Genomic DNA, 19,049 nt, shown 5'->3' with positions numbered 1-19,049 from the left:
AATATTGTAGAATAATCTTTCTGAAGCATTAGTGGATGACGGGAAAAAAATTCCCAAGAGCGGGGTGTCTTATGGAATACAAACAGTGGTATATGGAATATAGGATACATAAGAATAGACCGGGCTTGCTCGGCGATGTCGCGTCCCTCCTCGGGATGCTGGAAGTCAACATATTAACGATTAATGGCGTAGAGAATCGGACCCGTGGAATGCTGCTCCAAACGAATGACGATGAGAAAATCGAAGTACTCGGCAGAATGCTCCAAAAGGTCGATAATATTACGGTTACGAAGCTGCGCGAACCGAAGCTGGTCGATATATTAGCCGTACGCCACGGACGGTATATCGAGCGGGATTCAGATGACCGGAAGACGTTTCGCTTCACGCGGGACGAGCTGGGTCTGCTTGTCGATTTCTTGGGTGAAGTGTTCAAAAGGGATGGAAATCAGGTAATCGGACTGCGCGGGATGCCGCGTGTCGGCAAAACCGAATCCATCATTGCGGGCAGCGTCTGCTCGAACAAACGGTGGACGTTCGTGTCTTCGACGCTTCTTCGTCAAACCGTCCGCAGTCAACTGTCTGAAGAAGAAATGAATCCTAATAATATTTTTATCATTGACGGAATTGTCAGCACGGTGCGCTCGAACGAGAAGCATCATACGCTTCTTCAGGAAATCATGGCGATGCCTTCAACGAAGGTAATCGAGCATCCGGACATTTTTATCCAAGAATCTGCTTATGACCTTAGTACTTTTGATTATATTATCGAGCTTCGCAATACACCGGAAGAAGAAATTAATTTTGACTTTACAGCTAACTATAACGAATTATAAGTCAAGGGAGGTGTGGTCATGTCGGATTTAGGCGCTTTGCTCCGCAAAGCCCGTGAGCAGCGCGGATTATCGCTTGAAGATATTCAAGATTTAACCAAGATACGAAAGCGTTATTTAGAAGCGATCGAGGAAGGGAACTACGCTGTGCTCCCTGGAAGCTTCTATGTACGTGCCTTTGTGAAGAATTATGCGGAGAATGTCGGGTTGGATGCCGAAGAGGTGCTTCGCTTATATCAGAAAGAGATTCCCGCACCTGCGCCCGAGCCGGTCGTCGAAACCGTTCAGCGTCCACGCCGAGCCCAAACCCAAAGCTCGGATCGATGGAGCCGCTGGGGTTTCCGGTCCCTCATGTGGTTGTTCTTCATCTTGATCGTTGTCATTGTGTACGTCTTCTACATTAACAATCCAGTTAATAAAAAGGTAGATACAGCGGATGACAGTACAAAGATAACCGACCAGACGAAGCCGCCGGAGGAGAACAAGGGCAATACCCCGGATACGAATGAACCAGACAATACCCCGGATGCAGGCACCGATACTCCTGACCCGGAGCCGCCTGTTACACCGCCGTCCACAACGGTAACGTTCATACGATCAACCGGAAAAACCAATTATTACGAGGTTTCGCCTGCAGCAGGTACGCATAAGCTCGAGCTGAAAGTCGTTGGAGGCAGCGGCTGGGTCGGTGTGAGCGAGAATAAAGTCGGAGGCAAGTATCTTCTGACCAAAACCTTGAAGGACGGCGAATCCGAAACGATCGATGTAACCGTCCCTGTCTATATCAATATTGCCCATGCCAATTTAACCGACGTTACGATCGACGGTGTGCTCATTGACGATGGCAACAAGAAAGGCTCCCGTAAGATGCAGCTTGATCCCGCGGAAGCTGTTGGAACGGGCACTGAAACGGGTACAGACACGGACACAAGCTCAAATTCAGAAACCAATACAACGACCCCATAAGGTTCCTGCAGCAACATAGGTACAGCATGAAAAGGCATTCCGGCCAAGGCGACTTGGGGGTGTGCCTTTTCTTGTGCGTTAAGATCGGTTATAATACGTGACATGAAAGAGATGGAAAAGGAGTCGGTCTTACATGAGTTCAGAAAATTCTTTCGACATTGTATCGAAGGTCGATATGCAGGAGTTGTCGAACGCCATTATACAGGCAGAGCGTGAAATTGAAACACGCTTCGATTTCAAGAACAGCATCAGCTCCATCAAACTTGAAAAAGGCGAGCTGGTTATCGTTTCAGACGATGAAATGAAGCTAACGAACGTTATCGACATTCTGACGTCCAAGATGATTAAGCGCGGCGTTCCAACGAAGAACCTGGATTATGGCAAAATCGAACCAGCTTCTGCACGGTCGGTTAGACAACGATTAAAGCTAAGACAGGGGATCGAGCAGGACATATCCAAGAAGATTAACATTTTGATACGAGATTCGAAGCTCAAAGTGAAAAGTCAAATTCAAGGCGACCAGATCCGCGTTACTGGCAAAAGCCGGGACGATTTGCAGGCTGTAATGGCGCTGCTTCGCGGTGCTGAATTGCCGATTGACCTGCAGTTTATGAACTTCAAATAATCCGGGCGCAGCATGCACGGCTAAGGCCCTCTCCACGACTATAGCTCCGTCAAATCAGGACTTTCTGCTGTTTTGACACTGTATAGGCCTTGTATTATACTTGAAAAAGCAGCTTTTCGGAGGAGATCTGTGGGACCATGACAGAACGAATTAAAGTGGTAACCTTAGGCTGTGAGAAGAACATGGTCGATTCGGAGATCATGTCAGGACTTATCCACGAGCGTGGATATCAGCTTGTCGAACAGGCCGACGATGCGACTGTCATAATCGTCAACACATGCGGATTTATAGATGCCGCCAAGGAAGAATCGGTGAACACCATTCTGGATATGGCGGAGTTTAAGCAGACAGGACGTCTGAAGGCGCTCATTGTGTCTGGCTGTCTGACACAGCGTTACAAGCAGCAGCTGATGGACGAAATGCCCGAGATTGACGGCATTGTCGGCACGGGAGATTTTCATCACATTAATGCGATTGTGGATGAGGCGTTGAATGGCAAGAAACCGATGAAGGTCGGCAATCCCGCCTTCGACTACGATCAGAAGCTGCCAAGACTTGTAACAACTCCACGTTATACGGCCTATGTCAAGATCGCAGAGGGCTGCGACAATGCATGCACATTTTGTTCCATTCCCATCATGCGCGGGAAGTTCCGCAGCAGGTCCATAGATTCTATTGTGGCCGAAGTTGAGCTGCTTGCCTCACAGGGTGTGAAGGAAGTTAGCTTGATTGCACAGGATTCGACGAATTATGGAACAGATCTGTACGATAAATTTATGCTGCCCGAGCTGCTTAACCGGGTTAGCGAAGTCGATGGAATTGCGTGGGTTCGGCTGCATTATGCGTACCCTGGGTTTTTTACGGATGAATTGATTGAAACCATCGCGGCCAATCCGAAGGTGTGCAAGTATATCGACATGCCGCTTCAGCACAGTGAGGATATCATCCTGAAGCGAATGCGCCGTCCTGGACGGCAGAGGGATGCGCGTGAGCTAATTCTTAAGATTCGATCCCGTATCCCGGATGTTGCGCTGCGCACCTCCATCATTGTCGGCTTTCCGGGTGAAACGGACGAAGACTTTAACAAGCTTTGTGATTTTGTGCGAGAGATGAAGTTCGATCGGTTAGGTGTTTTTACATATTCCCTTGAGGAGGACACGCCTGCAGTACGATTGCCGAATCACGTGCCGGATGACGTGAAAGAATGGCGTTCCAATACGCTTATGGAAATACAACGCGATGTATCCAAACACAATAGTGGCAAATATATAGGACGCGAAATCGACGTGCTTGTCGAGCGTTATGACGGACGCAGTGATATCTATATCGGGCGTTCAGAATACGATGCCCCGGAAATTGATGGCGAAGTCTTCATATCGAATTGTCAAGCGGGAATCGGAGAAATTCAAAGGGTGCGAGTAACGCATGCCTACGAATTTGATATGTCCGGGGAGGGGCTCTCGTGAATTTAGCTAACAAAATAACGCTCGCCCGTATTTTTCTGGTACCCATCATTATGTTTCTGCTGTTGATTAATGTTGATCTGAAGCCGCTCACGTTCTCAGATTTCTCGATCACATGGAACCAGATACTGGCGGCACTTATCTTTATCGTTGCAGCAAGCACAGACGGACTGGATGGTTATATCGCTCGCAAGAACAAGATCGTGACCAACCTTGGCAAGCTGCTCGATCCGCTGGCGGACAAGCTTCTAGTAGCGGCTGTTCTTATTTCTTTGGTTGAAATGGACAAGGTAGACGCTTGGATCGCAATCGTTATCATCAGCCGGGAGTTCGCCGTTACGGGCCTCAGACAGATTGCGCTGCTTGAAGGCCGGGTCCTGGCGGCATCGAAGTGGGGAAAATGGAAGACGGCTGTGCAAATCACGATGATTATTGCACTGCTGCTTAACAATTTTCCGTTTGCCTTATTGGATTTCCGATTCGATCTCATCTCCAGCTGGGCTGCGGCTTTGATTACGGTCTATTCGGGAGTCGATTATTTCGTCAAAAACAAAAACCTCATTCCGCTGTCGGAATGAGTCTATCCCGTTAATGAAGCATCATTCTCTATGAGGGAATGATGCTTTCATTTCATCCTGCCATAGGAGTTGTACTCATGCGCGCTGAAATAATTGCAGTAGGTACCGAGCTTCTGCTCGGCCAGACCGTTAATACGAATGCGACCTATTTGTCGCAGGGGCTGGCTGAAATGGGCATTGACGTATTTTTTCAAACTGTAGTAGGAGATAACGCAGCAAGGATCGGCCAAGCCATCGAACTCGCCCGATCACGCGCGGAGCTCATCGTGTTTACGGGGGGACTCGGCCCGACTCAGGATGACCTCACAAAAGATGCATTGGCCGCGTATTTGAACCGGTCAATCGTTATACATGAACCGTCCATGGACAAAATCGCAGCCCTCTTCTCTTCACGCGGCATACATATGGTTGAAAGCAATCGCAGACAAGCCCATATGATTGAAGGGTCTGTTCCGATTGTGAATGAAGCTGGATTAGCGGTCGGCAACGGGATTTCGGAAGGCGGGAGCCATTACTTGCTTCTCCCCGGTCCTCCACGCGAAATGAAGCCGATGTTCGATGGTCCCGGCAAGACTTGGCTGCGTACAATCTCAGGAGAAAGCCGCCGGTTGTTCTCAAGAGTATTGAAATTCGCCGGAATCGGAGAATCCAGCCTGGAGCAGGCGTTGATTGGCTTGATCGAAGCACAGTCGGATCCTACGATAGCGCCTTACGCGAAGGAGGGCGAGGTAGCGATCCGCATCTCGACCAAGGCGTTGACGGAACAAGAAGCCAACACCAGATTGGATTTGGCGGAAGAGCAAATTAACGCTATTGTCGGCAAGCACCTCTACGCGCGCGAAGACATCCCTTTAGAGGAAGCGGTCATTCGGCTGCTGCGAGCATCCGGCCGTACGCTTTCAAGCGCTGAGAGCTGCACTGGAGGCCTTCTGGCTGAGCTTGTAACGAACGTCCCCGGCAGCAGCGGCGAGTTTGTCGGGGGTGTCGTAACGTATACGAACCTAATGAAGCATAAGCTGCTTGGGATACCGATGTCGCAGCTGGAAGGCAGCGGGGCGCCTGGCGCAATTAGCGACTCGACCGCTGCCTTGATGGCAGAACGGATCCGTGAGCGGACCGATAGCGATTATGGTATATCGGTCACCGGTGTGGCAGGTCCCTCAGAATCGGAAGGAAAGCCTGTCGGGCTCGTTTATATGGGAATCGCAAGGCCTGGCAAGCCTCCGGTCGTTCACACGTTCAACTTGAACGGCAGCCGGGACATCATTCGTTTGCGGGCGGCTAAGTCGGCTCTATACCGGCTGTGGCAGGAGCTAGTCGAACACGAATAACACCTGCGGCGCATCTGGTGCTATTATTTTATAGCTTGCCAGAACAGGGGAATTCGTCTATAATCTTCCTTAGTTGACGGAAGAACCGTGGCGAAGATAACTTTGCTGCGGTTCTTTTTTTGCTCATTGGCCAATGAGAAGAAATAAATAAGAATATATGTTCGCAAAAACTCTTGTCAACGCGAACAAAACAAGGTATCATGAATATATAAACAATAACCGTGAAGGATGTGAATGCGTTGTCAGATCGTCGCGCAGCTCTCGAGATGGCTCTACGTCAGATCGAGAAACAGTTTGGTAAAGGTTCGGTTATGAAGCTCGGTGAATCTGCTAATATGCATGTCGAAACAGCATCCAGCGGATCACTAGCATTAGATATTGCCCTCGGGATCGGCGGATATCCGAAAGGCCGCATTATTGAAATTTATGGACCGGAATCTTCAGGTAAAACAACCGTGGCGCTCCACGCCATTGCACAAGTTCAACGTTCCGGTGGACAAGCTGCATTTATCGATGCTGAGCATGCGCTTGATCCGCTATATGCGAGCAAGCTAGGCGTTAACATCGATGAATTGCTGCTCTCGCAGCCGGATACGGGCGAACAAGCCCTTGAGATTGCCGAGGCTCTTGTACGCAGCGGCGCTGTCGATATTATTGTCGTCGACTCCGTGGCAGCGCTCGTACCGAAAGCAGAAATCGAAGGCGAGATGGGCGATGCCCACGTTGGTTTGCAAGCCCGGTTAATGTCGCAGGCACTTCGCAAGCTTTCCGGTGCCATCAGCAAATCCAAGACCATTGCCATCTTCATTAACCAGCTGCGTGAGAAGGTTGGCGTCATGTTCGGTAATCCGGAGACGACACCAGGCGGACGTGCATTGAAGTTTTATTCCAGTGTTCGGCTTGACGTGCGACGGATTGAGTCGATTAAGCAGGGGAACGACATGGTCGGTAACCGGACGCGCATTAAAGTCGTCAAGAATAAGGTAGCGCCTCCGTTCAAACAAGCGGAAGTGGATATCATGTACGGCGAGGGGATTTCCAAGGAAGGCAGCATCGTCGATATCGGCGTTGATATGGACATCGTCCAGAAGAGCGGCGCTTGGTTTTCATACAATGGTGAGCGTTTGGGACAAGGCCGTGAGAATGCGAAGCAGTTCCTGAAGGATCACCCGGATATTAGCGATACAATTGAACAACAAATTCGCGATGCCAACAATCTTGCGGCTGGTGCGTTGAACAGTGCTGCAGTCAGCAGTGATGACGATGAAGACGAGGATGAATTGGAACTCGAATTGAATTAAGCCCGGTTTCGAGAATAAGGGATCTAAAGCACCTGCGAGGGTGCTTTTCTCTGTTTTTCGAGTTTGGAGGGGAGTGTGAGAAAACTATGAATGAAGAGAATACCGAGGGCATGCTGACCATTACAGCGGTGGAGCAGGACCGTAAGGAGCGTTACCGTTACCAATTATTCGTCAATAACGGACAGGAAGAACCGTTCCTCTCTGTTCATGAAGATATTATGATCCGCTTCCGGCTGCTTAAGGGTCGTGAAATACATGTAGACGAGCTCAAGCAAATTACGGAGGAAGACACGCAGCATCGTGCCTATGCACTGGGATTGATCTACTTGGGAGCCAGGCAGCGGACGCACAAAGAAATTGCGCGGTATTTGGCACGCAAAGGAATCGATGAGATGTCGGCTGAGCAGGCGATACAGCGTCTCATTCGAGAGGGGTTCGTAGATGATGCGGCCTTCGCCAAGCAATTCGCGTCCGGACGGCTTCGCAGCCAGATGAAGGGACGCCGTCTGCTGCAGCAGGAGCTGAGACAGCGGGGGATTGCCAAGGAGACGGTCAATGAAGCTATTGACCGGATCGATACGTCCGAAGAAGCAGAAGTTGCAATCCGTGCTGCCTGCAAGAAATGGCCTTATTTAAAAGGAGAACCCACAGACCGGAAACGCAAGCTAGCTACGTTCTTGCTGCGCAGAGGGTTCCCGGGGAGCATCGTGAAACAAGCGATTCAGGCTGCGATTGCACAAGAGGAGTTAGATGAAGAAGGGCATATGCTTGACAATTGATTTTCACAAAAGATAAAATGATTTTGTATTCTTCTTTATTGAATCGATTTTCCTTCCAAAAATTGATTCGAAAATGATTATTTTTATTGAAAAACGTTTGATTGATGAAAATCGGATTGAAATCCGGCTGAAAACCAAATATGTCCCAAGCGTTTGACTTGGTGAAAGCAACGAGGAGGTGAGAAGATGCAGTGGTATATCTGGCTCCCGATCACGATCCTTGTTGGTTTGATTTTCTTTGTGCTAGGCTATTTTATTCGAAAGTCGATCGCTGAGGCCAAGATTTCAAGCGCAGAGCAAGCCGCTAGTCAAATTGTTGACAACGCGAAGAAAGAAGCTGAAGCGCAGAAGAAAGAAACGGTTCTCGAAGCGAAAGATGAAGTCCACAAGATCCGTACTGAGGCTGAGAGAGACATTCGCGAACGTCGTAATGAGGTACAGCGACTTGAGAGACGACTGGTTCAGAAAGAAGAGTCGTTGGATAAGAAAATAGAAGCGCTGGAGCGCAAAGAAGAACAAGTGGCCAACAAAGAGAAGCGGATCGAGGAAACGCAAGAGCAGATCGATTCACTCTACAAGCAGCAGCTTAGCGAGTTGGAGCGCATTTCGAACTTGACGATGGAAGACGCGAAGCAGATCATTCTGCAGAGCGTTGAACAAGAAGTCAGACATGAAACAGCGCAAATGATTAAAGAGATCGAGCAGCAGGCGAAGGAAGAAGCGGACAAGAAAGCACGCGACATCATCTCGCTCGCTATTCAACGTTGTGCAGCGGATCACGTGGCAGAAACGACGGTTTCCGTTGTCGCACTGCCGAATGAAGAAATGAAAGGCCGCATCATCGGACGCGAAGGCCGTAATATTCGCGCATTGGAGACGTTGACCGGTATCGATCTCATTATCGACGATACACCGGAAGCGGTCATATTGTCCGGATTTGATCCGATTCGCCGCGAAATCGCACGTACGTCACTAGAAAAATTGGTTGCGGATGGACGGATTCACCCGGCACGAATCGAAGAAATGGTCGAGAAATCGCGTAGAGAAGTGGACGAGCGTATCCGTGAGTACGGCGAACAGGCAACGTTCGAGGTCGGAGTCCATGGTTTGCATCCAGATCTGATAAAAATTTTAGGGCGTTTGAAATATCGGACAAGTTATGGGCAGAACGTGCTCAAGCATTCGATGGAAGTCGCCTACTTGACAGGTTTGATGGCAGCCGAGCTTGGGGAAGATATCACGTTGGCGAAACGTTCCGGTTTACTGCATGACATCGGAAAAGCACTTGATCACGAAGTGGAAGGCTCACACGTCGAAATCGGCGTGGAACTTGCCAAGAAATACAAGGAGCATCCAGTTGTCATTAACAGCATCGCATCTCATCACGGCGATTGCGAAGCTACATCGGTTATTGCCATGCTGGTCGGCGCTGCTGATGCATTGTCAGCTGCTCGCCCTGGCGCTAGAAGAGAGACACTCGAAACGTACATTAAGCGTCTAGAGAAACTCGAGGATATTACCGAATCCTTCGAAGGCGTAGAGAAATCCTATGCCATTCAGGCCGGTCGCGAGGTTCGCGTCATGGTACAGCCTGATAAAATCGACGATACGGAGGCATTCCGCCTTGCACGTGATATTACGAAGAAAATCGAGAATGAACTTGATTATCCGGGACACATTAAAGTGACCGTCATTCGTGAAACTCGCGCGGTGGAATACGCCAAATAATGAATAGAACGACACTCGTAAAGTGGCTGCGATGCAGCCACTTTTCTAGTCGTAAGAGAGGGTACAGATCGCATGAACGTATTATTTATTGGCGACATCGTGGGCAATGTCGGACGCAGTGCCGTGAAGAAAGTATTGCCGGCTCTGCAGAGCAAATATAACCCACACATCATTATTGCGAACGGTGAGAATGCGGCAGCAGGACGCGGCATTACTTCTACAATCGCGAAGGAATTGCTGGAAGCGGGCGTACATGGAATAACGATGGGGAATCACACATGGGATAACAAAGACATCTTCGAATGGATCGATGAGCAGCCGCGCATGGTTAGGCCGGCGAATTTCTCTGAAGAGGCACCTGGACAAGGCGCGGCCATTATCAAGGCAAACGGCAAGGAATTAGCCATCATCAATTTACAGGGCAGAGTCTTTCTGCCGCCTATCGATTGTCCATTCCGCAAGGCGGACGAGCTGGTCGAGGAGATGCGTTCGAAGACCAAATGCATTCTTGTCGATTTCCATGCTGAGGCGACATCTGAGAAAATCGCGATGGGCTGGTATCTGGATGGACGTGCGTCACTTGTTGTAGGAACCCACACCCATGTTCAAACCAATGATGATACGATTCTGCCAGGCGGAACAGCATACTTAACCGATGTTGGAATGTGCGGTTCGAAGGAAGGCGTGCTCGGGATGGAGCGCAATGCGGTCATTCACAAGTTCCGGACACAGCTGCCTGTACGTTTCGTCGTGGATGAAGGCGATTGGCACGTTCACGCTATTCTTGTCGAAATCGATGAAGCGACGGGTAAGGCGAAGCGCACGCAAAAGATCCGCTTGACGGAAACAGATTGGCTGATGATGTAAACGTTTGTTATGAAACTTTGAAAATTCTCGCAATTCGGAAAAATTTGCAAAGTCTCCATGAAGAAAGCAGGAATTTTATTACCGCTCTCGAATACTATTTAAATAGTGGTATCCATCATTCCCGAGGAGGTACTTTCCATGGATGTCTTAAAAGTTTCAGCAAAATCCAATCCAAATTCCGTTGCAGGGGCGCTTGCAGGTGTTCTGCGTGAACGCGGAGCTGCCGAATTGCAGGCAATCGGGGCTGGTGCGTTGAACCAAGCGATCAAAGCAGTCGCCATAGCTCGTGGATTTGTGGCACCCAGCGGGGTGGATCTCATTTGTATTCCGGCATTTACGGATATTGTAATTGATGGTGAAGATCGGACCGCAATTAAGCTCATTGTCGAGCCGAGATAGCGGAAGTCGGATAAGAAGACACTACTCTTTGAACAGTGAACCTGTTTACGTCGCCGTAAACAGGTTTTTTTGCGCCTATTAGCGCGTCCAAGCTGTAATATAGAAGGAGGAACACGCGATGAATAGACATGCTTCAGTCGATTTTCACTGCGATGTGCTGTGGAAGCTGCTTGAGCAGGGAAATCTAAGTTTTGCCGATGACCAAACAGGCCAGTTGGACGTAACGTTCACGAGACTCCGCCAATCAGGAGCGATCTTCCAAGCCTTCGCGATCTATATTTCGGAGAAAATGGAAAAGTCGATGACGCCGATCTTGCAAAGTATCGATCTGTTTCATAGAAAAGTTCTTGTTACCCCTGGTATTCGGTTTGTAAAAACCGCCGAAGATATTCAAAGAATTCAGACGAGCGGAGAGGTCGGCGCTATGCTGTCGCTGGAAGGCGCGGACGGTCTGCAGGGGAATTTGGGGATGCTGCGCATCCTATATGAGCTCGGTGTAAGAGCGATAGGGTTAACCTGGAACCAGGCGAATTGGGGCGCGGATGGCGTTATGGAGCCCAGGCAGGGCGGTTTAACAGGAAAAGGTTTCGCATTTGTAGAAGAATGCAATAGATTGGGTATACTATTAGATGTCTCTCATTTAAGCGAGCGGTCATTCTGGGATATGGCCGACCGGTCCGTTAAGCCGTTGATCGCTTCCCATTCTAACGCCAAGGGGGTTTGTGATCACCCTCGCAATTTATCCGACGATCAAATAAGAGCATTAATTGACATGGACGGAATGATAGGCATTACATTCGTGCCGCAATTCGTAGTGAGAGGCAAATCGGCAGCTGTGGCAGATATAATTCGACATATCGAGCATGTATGCGAGCTCGGTGGCGAGAAGCACATCATGTTTGGCTCCGATTTCGACGGGATCGATACATATGTAGAGGGTTTATCCAACCCAGGTGAATTATCGAATCTACATGAAGCGCTGCTGAAACAATATGCAGAGGATCAAGTAGCTTCGTTCTTTCACAGGAACGCAAACCGGTTTTTATTGAATAATCTTCCGAGCTGAATCCGCTGTATTCAATCTCTTTTCGATATGGGTTCAATCGAAAACCGCTATGTGTATAATTCACGGTTATACCTTGCTTTTTAGGACCTACAGTCATAAAATTTATTTGACTGTTGAAAAATTTTATTTATTAGTTAAAAGATGCCGCAAGTCATCGCATGTTCGTCAAAAAGAGGAGATGTTCATTTTGATCAGTCAATTGTCTTGGAAGATCGGGGGACAACAAGGGGAAGGGGTCGAAAGTACAGACCGTATTTTCTCGACGGCATTAAACCGACTTGGCTATTACTTGTACGGGTATCGTCATTTCTCATCCCGTATTAAAGGCGGTCATACCAATAATAAAATTCGGATCAGCACGAATCCAATTCGCGCGATATCCGATGATTTGGATATACTGGTCGCATTCGACCAAGAGAGCATTGATTTAAATTCACATGAGCTTCGCCCGGGCGGGGTAGTCGTAGCGGACGCAAAATTCAATCCGACGCTGCCAGAAGGCGTCAATGCGAAGCTGTTTGCGGTACCCATCACGGCGATTGCCGAAGAACTCGGCACTTCGTTGATGAAGAACATGGTGGCCTCCGGAGCTTCCTGGGCGCTGCTGGGACTGCCGGTAGACGTGTTTAACAAAGCGGTGGAAGAAGAATTCGGACGCAAAGGTCCGGCTATCGTAGAAAAAAACATCGAGGCGGTTAAACGCGGCTCGGAATTTGTGCTGGAGCAAGCAGGAGGTCCGCTCGACGAGTTCAAGCTGGAGCCGGCTGACGGCAAGCAGAAGCTGTTCATGATCGGCAATGAAGCGATTGCGCTTGGCTCTATTGCAGCCGGCTGCCGTCTTATGTCCGCCTATCCGATTACGCCGGCTTCCGAGATCATGGAATATTTGATTAAGAAGCTGCCGAAATTCGGCGGAACCGTCGTTCAGACCGAGGATGAAATTGCGGCTGTCACGATGGCAATCGGCGCTAACTACGCCGGTGTACGTACCATGACCGCATCAGCAGGTCCTGGTCTTTCACTGATGATGGAGGCAATCGGACTGGCCGGAATGACGGAAACTCCGCTCGTTATCGTGAATACGCAGCGTGGGGGCCCATCTACAGGGTTGCCTACCAAACAGGAGCAATCCGACCTGAATGCAATGGTGTATGGAACACATGGTGAAATACCGAAGATCGTCATTTCGCCGGCATCCATCGAAGACTGCTTCTACGATACGATCGAAGCGTTCAATTTGTCGGAGGAATATCAGGTTCCCGTTATTATCATGACAGACCTTCAGCTCTCGCTGGGCAAGCAATCATGCGGTACGCTGAATCTGGGCGAAATTCCAATCAAACGGGGCAAGCTCGTTCGCGAGCTGCCGGAGCTGGAAGACAATCAATATTTCAAGCGTTACGAATTTACGGAAGACGGCGTTTCGCCGCGCGTGCTTCCTGGAGATAAATCCGGTATTCACCATGTGACAGGCGTTGAGCATGATGAGGTGGGCCGGCCATCTGAGAATGCCGTCAACCGTCAGAAGATGATGGATAAACGGTTGAACAAGCTTAATGGAATGACAATCCGTGATGCCGTGCGTACGGATGCGCCTCATAATGATGCGGATCTACTTATCATCGGCATGGGCTCGACAGGCGGGACAATCGACGAGGCCCGCAGCCGTTTGGATGCGGACGGTCTGCGTACGAACCACATTACCATCCGTCAAATTCATCCGTTCCCAACAAGTATCGTTCAAGCGGAGCTCGAGAAAGCGAAGAAAGTCGTCATACTCGAGAACAATGCAACGGGCCAGCTTGCTTCCCAAGTGAAGCTGTATGCGGGCAATGCGGACAAAATCGAGAGCGTGCTTAAATACGACGGCAACCCGTTCCTTCCTTCCGAAGTGTACAAAGCTTGTAAGGAGCTGATCTAAGATGGCGACATTCAAAGAGTTTCGTAATAACGTCAAGCCGAACTGGTGCCCAGGCTGCGGAGACTTCTCCGTGCAGGCGTCCATTCAACGTGCTGCCGCGAACGTGGGACTTGAGCCGGAACGATTGGCTGTTATCTCAGGTATCGGCTGTTCCGGCCGTATCTCCGGTTACATCAACGCCTATGGCCTGCACGGTATTCATGGCCGGGCACTGCCTATCGCACAGGGCGTGAAGCTGGCCAACCGTGAGTTGACAGTTATCGCTTCTGGCGGTGACGGCGACGGCTTTGCGATTGGAATGGGCCATACCGTTCATGCGATCCGCCGTAACCTTGATATCACCTATATCGTCATGGATAACCAAATCTATGGTTTGACGAAGGGTCAAACCTCGCCGCGCAGTGCGGAAGGCTTCAAGACCAAGTCGACACCGGAGGGTTCGATCGAGTCGACGCTTTCGCCGCTTGAAATTGCGATGTCGGCCGGCGCGACGTTCGTCGCACAATCGTTCTCGAGCGACCTGAAGCAGCTGACGGCTTTAATTGAAGCGGGACTGAATCATAAAGGCTTCTCGCTCATTAACGTATTCAGCCCATGCGTGACGTTCAACAAAGTGAACACGTATGATTGGTTTAAAGAGAATATCGTTAACCTGGATCAATTCCCTGATTACGATCCGTCAAACCGCATCGCCGCCATGAACAAAATCATGGAGACGAATGGTATGCTAACAGGTCTGATCTACCAGAACACGGTTCGCAAGTCGTACGAGGATCTCGTAGTCGGCTTCGAAGAGCAAGGTCTTGCCAACCAGGATATCCAAATGTCGCAAGAGCAGTTTGATAAGCTGCTGACTGAGTTTAAATAAGATTGTACCTCTCAAGACCCCTCTAAAGGCATACGGACCAAATGGGCCGTATGCCTTTTTATGTTTTTGAACAATGCAGCTTCATTGATATAATGTGGAGGAACTAGAAAGGATGAGACAGCATATGAAAATCGTACCGGTCGGTGTATCGGCCAGACATATCCATTTATCCACAGCGCATGTAGAGATTTTGTTCGGCAAGGGGGCGGAGCTGACGGAGATGAAGCCGCTCTCTCAGCCCGGCCAATTCGCGGCCAATGAGACGGTGGAAGTGATCGGTCCCAAGGGAAACTTCCCCAAAGTGCGTATATTAGGACCCGTAAGGAAAGAGACGCAGCTGGAAGTATCGCGAACGGATGCATTCTCGCTTGGGATCAACCCTCCCGTAAGGGAATCGGGCCATATAGCAGGCTCTGCCGGGATTACGATCAAAGGACCTGCGGGTGAATTGCAGATTGAGGAAGGCGTAATTGTAGCTGCCCGGCATATCCATTTTCATACGAGTGATGCGGAGCGGTGGGGGATTGCGGACAAGCAGCGCTTATCGGTAAGGCTGCAGGGAGAGCGCGGCCTTGTGCTTGAGAACGTCGTGGCCCGCGTTTCGCCAAGCTATGCCTTGGATATGCATATCGATACCGATGAAGCCAATGCGGCAGGTGCCAAAACAGGCGATTCGGCTGAAATTATCGGAAATTAGTTGCTGCAACCTCATCGAGGATGAAGCTGCCTTAAGAGCAGATCCTTCCTCGATGAGGTTTTTTTGAATATATTCATAGAAGATCCGTTATTTCTTCACAGACTTCTAGATCTTTCGAATGGATAAGCGGTTGGTAAAATGTTATAATGCGTTCATGGATGCCATGTAAAAGGAAGTGACTTATTACGAATGACTAAGGGGAATAACAACTCTTCGGACATGCAGCCCGTTAAGAACGAGAAGGACTACTCCAAATATTTTGACTTCTCGGGTGCGAAGATTCTTAAGGAACAAGACGGCAATACCACATACCGAATCAAAGGCCGCGATATTACCATCAGCTCTGCTCCGAGCTACAAAGACGAGAAACGCCGGGGCAAAGAAGATGTTCAGGTCCATTATGAGTTTGCTATTCCGGAAGACATGAAGACATTCGGCCATGGGAAAACCTATTTAATCTATACATTTGGCTGTCAGATGAACGAGCATGACACCGAGGTCATGAAAGGCCTGTTCGAGCAAATGGGCTATGTGTCGACGGAAGACCGGAACCAAGCGGATGTCATTCTGCTGAATACCTGCGCGATTCGCGAGAATGCTGAGGACAAGGTGTTCGGAGAGCTGGGACATCTGAAGCATCTGAAGATCGAGAAGCCGGATCTCATTCTGGGCGTATGCGGCTGTATGTCTCAAGAGGAATCGGTTGTCGGCCGCATTCTGCAGAAGCATTCCTTCGTCGATCTGATCTTCGGCACGCATAATATTCACCGGCTGCCGCATTTGCTGCAGAACGCGATGTTCAGCAAAGAGATGGTCGTCGAAGTATGGTCCAAGGAAGGCGACATTATCGAGAACTTGCCCAAGAAGCGCGAAGGGATGCGAGCTTGGGTCAATATTATGTACGGTTGCGATAAGTTCTGTACGTATTGTATCGTCCCTTACACGCGCGGCAAGGAGCGCAGCCGCCGTCCGGAGGATGTGATTGCCGAAGTCCGCGAGCTGGCGCGCCAAGGCTTTAAAGAGGTTACGCTGCTCGGGCAGAACGTCAATGCCTACGGCAAGGATTTTGCTGATATCGAATACCGTTTTGGCGATCTGATGGCAGATCTCAACAAGATCGATATCCCGCGTATCCGGTTTACGACAAGCCATCCGCGTGATTTTGACGATCATCTGATTGAAGTGCTGGCAAGACGCGGCAACCTGGTAGAGCATATCCACCTTCCGGTACAGTCGGGAAGCTCCGCCGTCCTGAAGCGGATGAGGCGTAATTATACGAGGGAGATGTATCTGGAGCTGGTGGGGAAAATCAAGCAGGCGATTCCGGATGCGCTGCTGACGACCGATATCATCGTAGGTTTTCCTGGCGAGACGGAAGAGCAGTTCCAAGAAACACTTTCGCTTGTAGAGGAGGTCGGGTTCGCTTCGGCGTACACGTTCATCTATTCGCTCCGTGAAGGGACACCTGCTGCAAACCTGGAGGATAACATCCCGATCGAAGTGAAGAAGGAACGTCTCTACCGCCTCAATGATTTGATCGCGAAGCTGAGCCGGGCTAAGAACGAGGAGCAGCGCGGCGAAATCGTCGAGGTTCTGGTAGAAGGTGAAAGCAAGAATAATGCAAATGTGCTGTCTGGCCGGACACGGACGAATAAACTCGTCCTGTTGGAAGGACCGAAAGAGTGGATCGGCGAATTCGTTCACGTTAAGCTGACCGAACCGCAAACCTGGTATACCAAAGCAGAGCCGGTCAGTGCGCCTGCACGAGAAGAAGCCGTTTCTTAAACGAAGCAAGGAGAGGGAATCAGATGGCAAACGAGCAAACAACAACAGCGAATCATTCGTACGAGCATGGGCATGAGGACGGATGCGGGGTGCCGCAATTCAATACGGAGGATATCATCGTTCGCGAGGACATCATGGCCAAGACGAAAGAGCTGGCCGAGATGCTCTTCACATCCGAGGAAGTGCAGCAGTACCGCCGCGCTGAACAGCAGATTCAAGGCAATGACCGCATACAAGAGATGATCGCCAAGCTCAAGAAGAAGCAGAAGGAAATCGTAGCTTTCGAGACGACCTTCAAGAATGCGGATATGGTCAAAAAAATCGAAGCCGAGATCGAGACGCTCCAAGACGAGCTTGATGGTATCCCGATCATTACGGAATTTCAACAAAGCCAGGCGGACATCAACTACCTGCTGCAAACGGTGGTTTCCATTATCCGTGATACGGTAGCTGAGAAAATCAATATGGAAGACGTGACCTCAGAGGATCCGGAGAACTGCGACGTCTAATTTTTTACAACGTATCTAACCCCGCCATAGGGTGAACGTAAAAGCCGTGATGCCTGCACCGAGCAGACATCACGGCTTTTTACAATTTATCGGCTGATCCCGTGCTGCTGGAGGCGGGCAGCTCGTTTCCACCAGAGTGTGAGCAGCAGGGCCGCCAAGCCAATCGCGCCTCCCAACCAGAAACCGCCTTCCAGACCGAAGCGATCGCTGATAAAGCCCGCAAGAAACGGCCCCGCAAACATCCCAGTCGAGTAAACGGCTTGGTAGAACCCCATTGCCGTTGCGCGTTTGGCCGGTTCGAAGGGCTGTATCGCAAGACCGAGCAGCAGAGGGAAATGCAAGCCTTGCGCCAATCCGTTGAAGGCCTGTGTCAGACCGAGTAAGCCAAGTGAAGGGGAGAACGGGATGGCAACCGTGAACAAGGCGCTTAAGCCGAAGCCGACGGCGATAACATTCCAAGTGCCGAACCGCGGCGCGAGATAGCGTCCGGTAATGAGCGAGACGAGCGCATGAGGCACCATGAATGCGATCACGATCAGGGTAAGCTCCCCTTTATCGGCGCCGAGCTCCGTTGCCTGGAGCGGCGTGAAGCCGAACATCGTAATGAATAGAATGCCATGAGCCAGAATGGATAAGGTCGAGACCTGGGCAAGCGTCCGCTCACGGACGATTTCACCGAGCAGGGTGAGTGATATTGGAGCCCGCGCAACGCCCTCCTTGGGTTCTTTGATGGCAAATGCAAGAACGAGACCGGCCACGCCGAAAGCGATTCCGGCAATGAAGGCAGCGTTCCAGCTGTAGGCACCTGCCAGCCATCCGCTTAGCGTCATTCCGAACAATTGGCCGGCAACTGTCATAAAGCTGATATTGCTCATGGCTCTTGTCACTTCACCGGTCGCAAAATAGGCGGCATACAAGACGGTGAAGGCCACCCAAGCCGATGCGCTAACGCCGGACATGATTCTACCTGCAAGGGGCCACAGCCAAGAGCCTGGGATCGTGAACAATAAGCAGCTCAACGCTCCTGAGAGCAAGCCAAGAATTAAGAAAGGTTTGCGTTTATGCAGCTTGTCAGAGAGGAGTCCAAGAGGGAAGCGGACCACCATCTGGGTGAAGCCATAGCTGCCCAGGACGATTCCGATCAGCATCGCGGAATGGCCGCTTTCGCTCATAAACGGTGGTAGAATAGGAACATAAACATATAAGGTCGACCAATATAGCAGGGTAACCGCGATAAAGATCAAATGATCCGCCCGGCCCGTCACGATTGAGGGGCGGTTATGGGCGGCGGCGGGCTGAGTCTGCACGAATGCCACTCCTTCAAATTAGAATCGTA

At 50.2% G+C, this 19,049-nt stretch carries 18 protein-coding genes; 17 read left to right on the top strand and 1 reads right to left on the bottom strand.

Going from position 1 to position 19,049, the window contains the following annotated elements; translation table 11 throughout:
• Window positions 1-71: 71 nt before the first annotated feature.
• From NNL21_RS03930 to NNL21_RS03850, 17 genes are all read left to right on the top strand, one after another.
• A complete protein-coding gene (locus NNL21_RS03930) occupies window positions 72-833 on the top strand; it encodes a DUF3388 domain-containing protein (protein ID WP_204816125.1) in 762 nt (253 codons plus the stop codon).
• A gap of 18 nt (window positions 834-851) precedes the next feature.
• On the top strand, window positions 852-1,796 hold the full coding sequence (locus NNL21_RS03925; RefSeq protein WP_204816124.1) for a helix-turn-helix domain-containing protein: 945 nt from the start codon (window positions 852-854) through the stop codon (window positions 1,794-1,796).
• A gap of 133 nt (window positions 1,797-1,929) precedes the next feature.
• On the top strand, window positions 1,930-2,421 hold the full coding sequence (locus tag NNL21_RS03920; RefSeq protein ID WP_204816123.1) for a YajQ family cyclic di-GMP-binding protein: 492 nt from the start codon (window positions 1,930-1,932) through the stop codon (window positions 2,419-2,421).
• A 137-nt stretch (window positions 2,422-2,558) separates the two neighbouring features.
• A complete protein-coding gene (gene rimO, locus NNL21_RS03915; RefSeq protein ID WP_204816122.1) occupies window positions 2,559-3,887 on the top strand; it encodes a 30S ribosomal protein S12 methylthiotransferase RimO in 1,329 nt (442 codons plus the stop codon).
• The gene (gene pgsA, locus NNL21_RS03910) at window positions 3,884-4,462 is read left to right on the top strand and encodes a CDP-diacylglycerol--glycerol-3-phosphate 3-phosphatidyltransferase (protein WP_204816121.1); all 579 of its coding nucleotides are present in this window, start codon (window positions 3,884-3,886) and stop codon (window positions 4,460-4,462) included. The genes rimO and pgsA overlap by 4 nt, the downstream gene beginning before the upstream one ends.
• A 77-nt stretch (window positions 4,463-4,539) precedes the next feature.
• A complete protein-coding gene (locus NNL21_RS03905) occupies window positions 4,540-5,793 on the top strand; it encodes a competence/damage-inducible protein A (RefSeq protein WP_204816120.1) in 1,254 nt (417 codons plus the stop codon).
• A 239-nt stretch (window positions 5,794-6,032) separates the two neighbouring features.
• Window positions 6,033-7,094: a recombinase RecA gene (recA, locus tag NNL21_RS03900; RefSeq protein WP_204816119.1), complete on the top strand. Its 1,062-nt coding sequence runs from the start codon at window positions 6,033-6,035 to the stop codon at window positions 7,092-7,094.
• 86 nt (window positions 7,095-7,180) lie between these two features.
• The gene (locus NNL21_RS03895; RefSeq protein WP_204816118.1) at window positions 7,181-7,873 is read left to right on the top strand and encodes a regulatory protein RecX; all 693 of its coding nucleotides are present in this window, start codon (window positions 7,181-7,183) and stop codon (window positions 7,871-7,873) included.
• Window positions 7,874-8,059: 186 nt separating this feature from the next.
• Window positions 8,060-9,601, top strand: a complete 1,542-nt coding sequence (gene rny, locus NNL21_RS03890) for a ribonuclease Y (RefSeq protein WP_204816117.1) — start codon at window positions 8,060-8,062, stop codon at window positions 9,599-9,601.
• Window positions 9,602-9,673: 72 nt separating this feature from the next.
• Window positions 9,674-10,468 (top strand): TIGR00282 family metallophosphoesterase, encoded by a 795-nt coding sequence (locus tag NNL21_RS03885; protein ID WP_204816116.1) that lies wholly within the window; start codon window positions 9,674-9,676, stop codon window positions 10,466-10,468.
• 138 nt (window positions 10,469-10,606) lie between these two features.
• The gene (locus NNL21_RS03880) at window positions 10,607-10,867 is read left to right on the top strand and encodes a stage V sporulation protein S (protein ID WP_025335291.1); all 261 of its coding nucleotides are present in this window, start codon (window positions 10,607-10,609) and stop codon (window positions 10,865-10,867) included.
• Between the two features lie 118 nt (window positions 10,868-10,985).
• The gene (locus NNL21_RS03875; protein WP_204816115.1) at window positions 10,986-11,933 is read left to right on the top strand and encodes a dipeptidase; all 948 of its coding nucleotides are present in this window, start codon (window positions 10,986-10,988) and stop codon (window positions 11,931-11,933) included.
• Between the two features lie 187 nt (window positions 11,934-12,120).
• A complete protein-coding gene (locus NNL21_RS03870) occupies window positions 12,121-13,854 on the top strand; it encodes a 2-oxoacid:acceptor oxidoreductase subunit alpha (RefSeq protein WP_204816114.1) in 1,734 nt (577 codons plus the stop codon).
• A gap of 1 nt (window position 13,855) precedes the next feature.
• Window positions 13,856-14,722 (top strand): 2-oxoacid:ferredoxin oxidoreductase subunit beta, encoded by an 867-nt coding sequence (locus NNL21_RS03865; protein ID WP_204816113.1) that lies wholly within the window; start codon window positions 13,856-13,858, stop codon window positions 14,720-14,722.
• A gap of 112 nt (window positions 14,723-14,834) precedes the next feature.
• Complete coding sequence (gene pduL, locus NNL21_RS03860; protein ID WP_256555041.1) at window positions 14,835-15,419, top strand: phosphate propanoyltransferase; 585 nt, start codon at window positions 14,835-14,837, stop codon at window positions 15,417-15,419.
• A gap of 189 nt (window positions 15,420-15,608) precedes the next feature.
• Window positions 15,609-17,204, top strand: a complete 1,596-nt coding sequence (gene miaB, locus NNL21_RS03855; protein ID WP_204816112.1) for a tRNA (N6-isopentenyl adenosine(37)-C2)-methylthiotransferase MiaB — start codon at window positions 15,609-15,611, stop codon at window positions 17,202-17,204.
• Window positions 17,205-17,227: 23 nt separating this feature from the next.
• Window positions 17,228-17,713, top strand: a complete 486-nt coding sequence (locus NNL21_RS03850) for a YlbF/YmcA family competence regulator (RefSeq protein ID WP_204816111.1) — start codon at window positions 17,228-17,230, stop codon at window positions 17,711-17,713.
• 86 nt (window positions 17,714-17,799) lie between these two features.
• Here the strand turns inward: NNL21_RS03850 and NNL21_RS03845 are convergent, their stop codons facing one another.
• Complete coding sequence (locus NNL21_RS03845) at window positions 17,800-19,020, bottom strand: MFS transporter (protein ID WP_256555040.1); 1,221 nt, start codon at window positions 19,018-19,020, stop codon at window positions 17,800-17,802.
• Window positions 19,021-19,049: the final 29 nt, after the last annotated feature.

Source organism: Paenibacillus mendelii, from assembly GCF_024498075.1.
In the GTDB taxonomy this organism is placed as follows: Bacteria; Bacillota; Bacilli; order Paenibacillales; family Paenibacillaceae; genus Paenibacillus_Z; species Paenibacillus_Z mendelii.
This window is presented reverse-complemented; position numbering and strand designations above follow the sequence as displayed.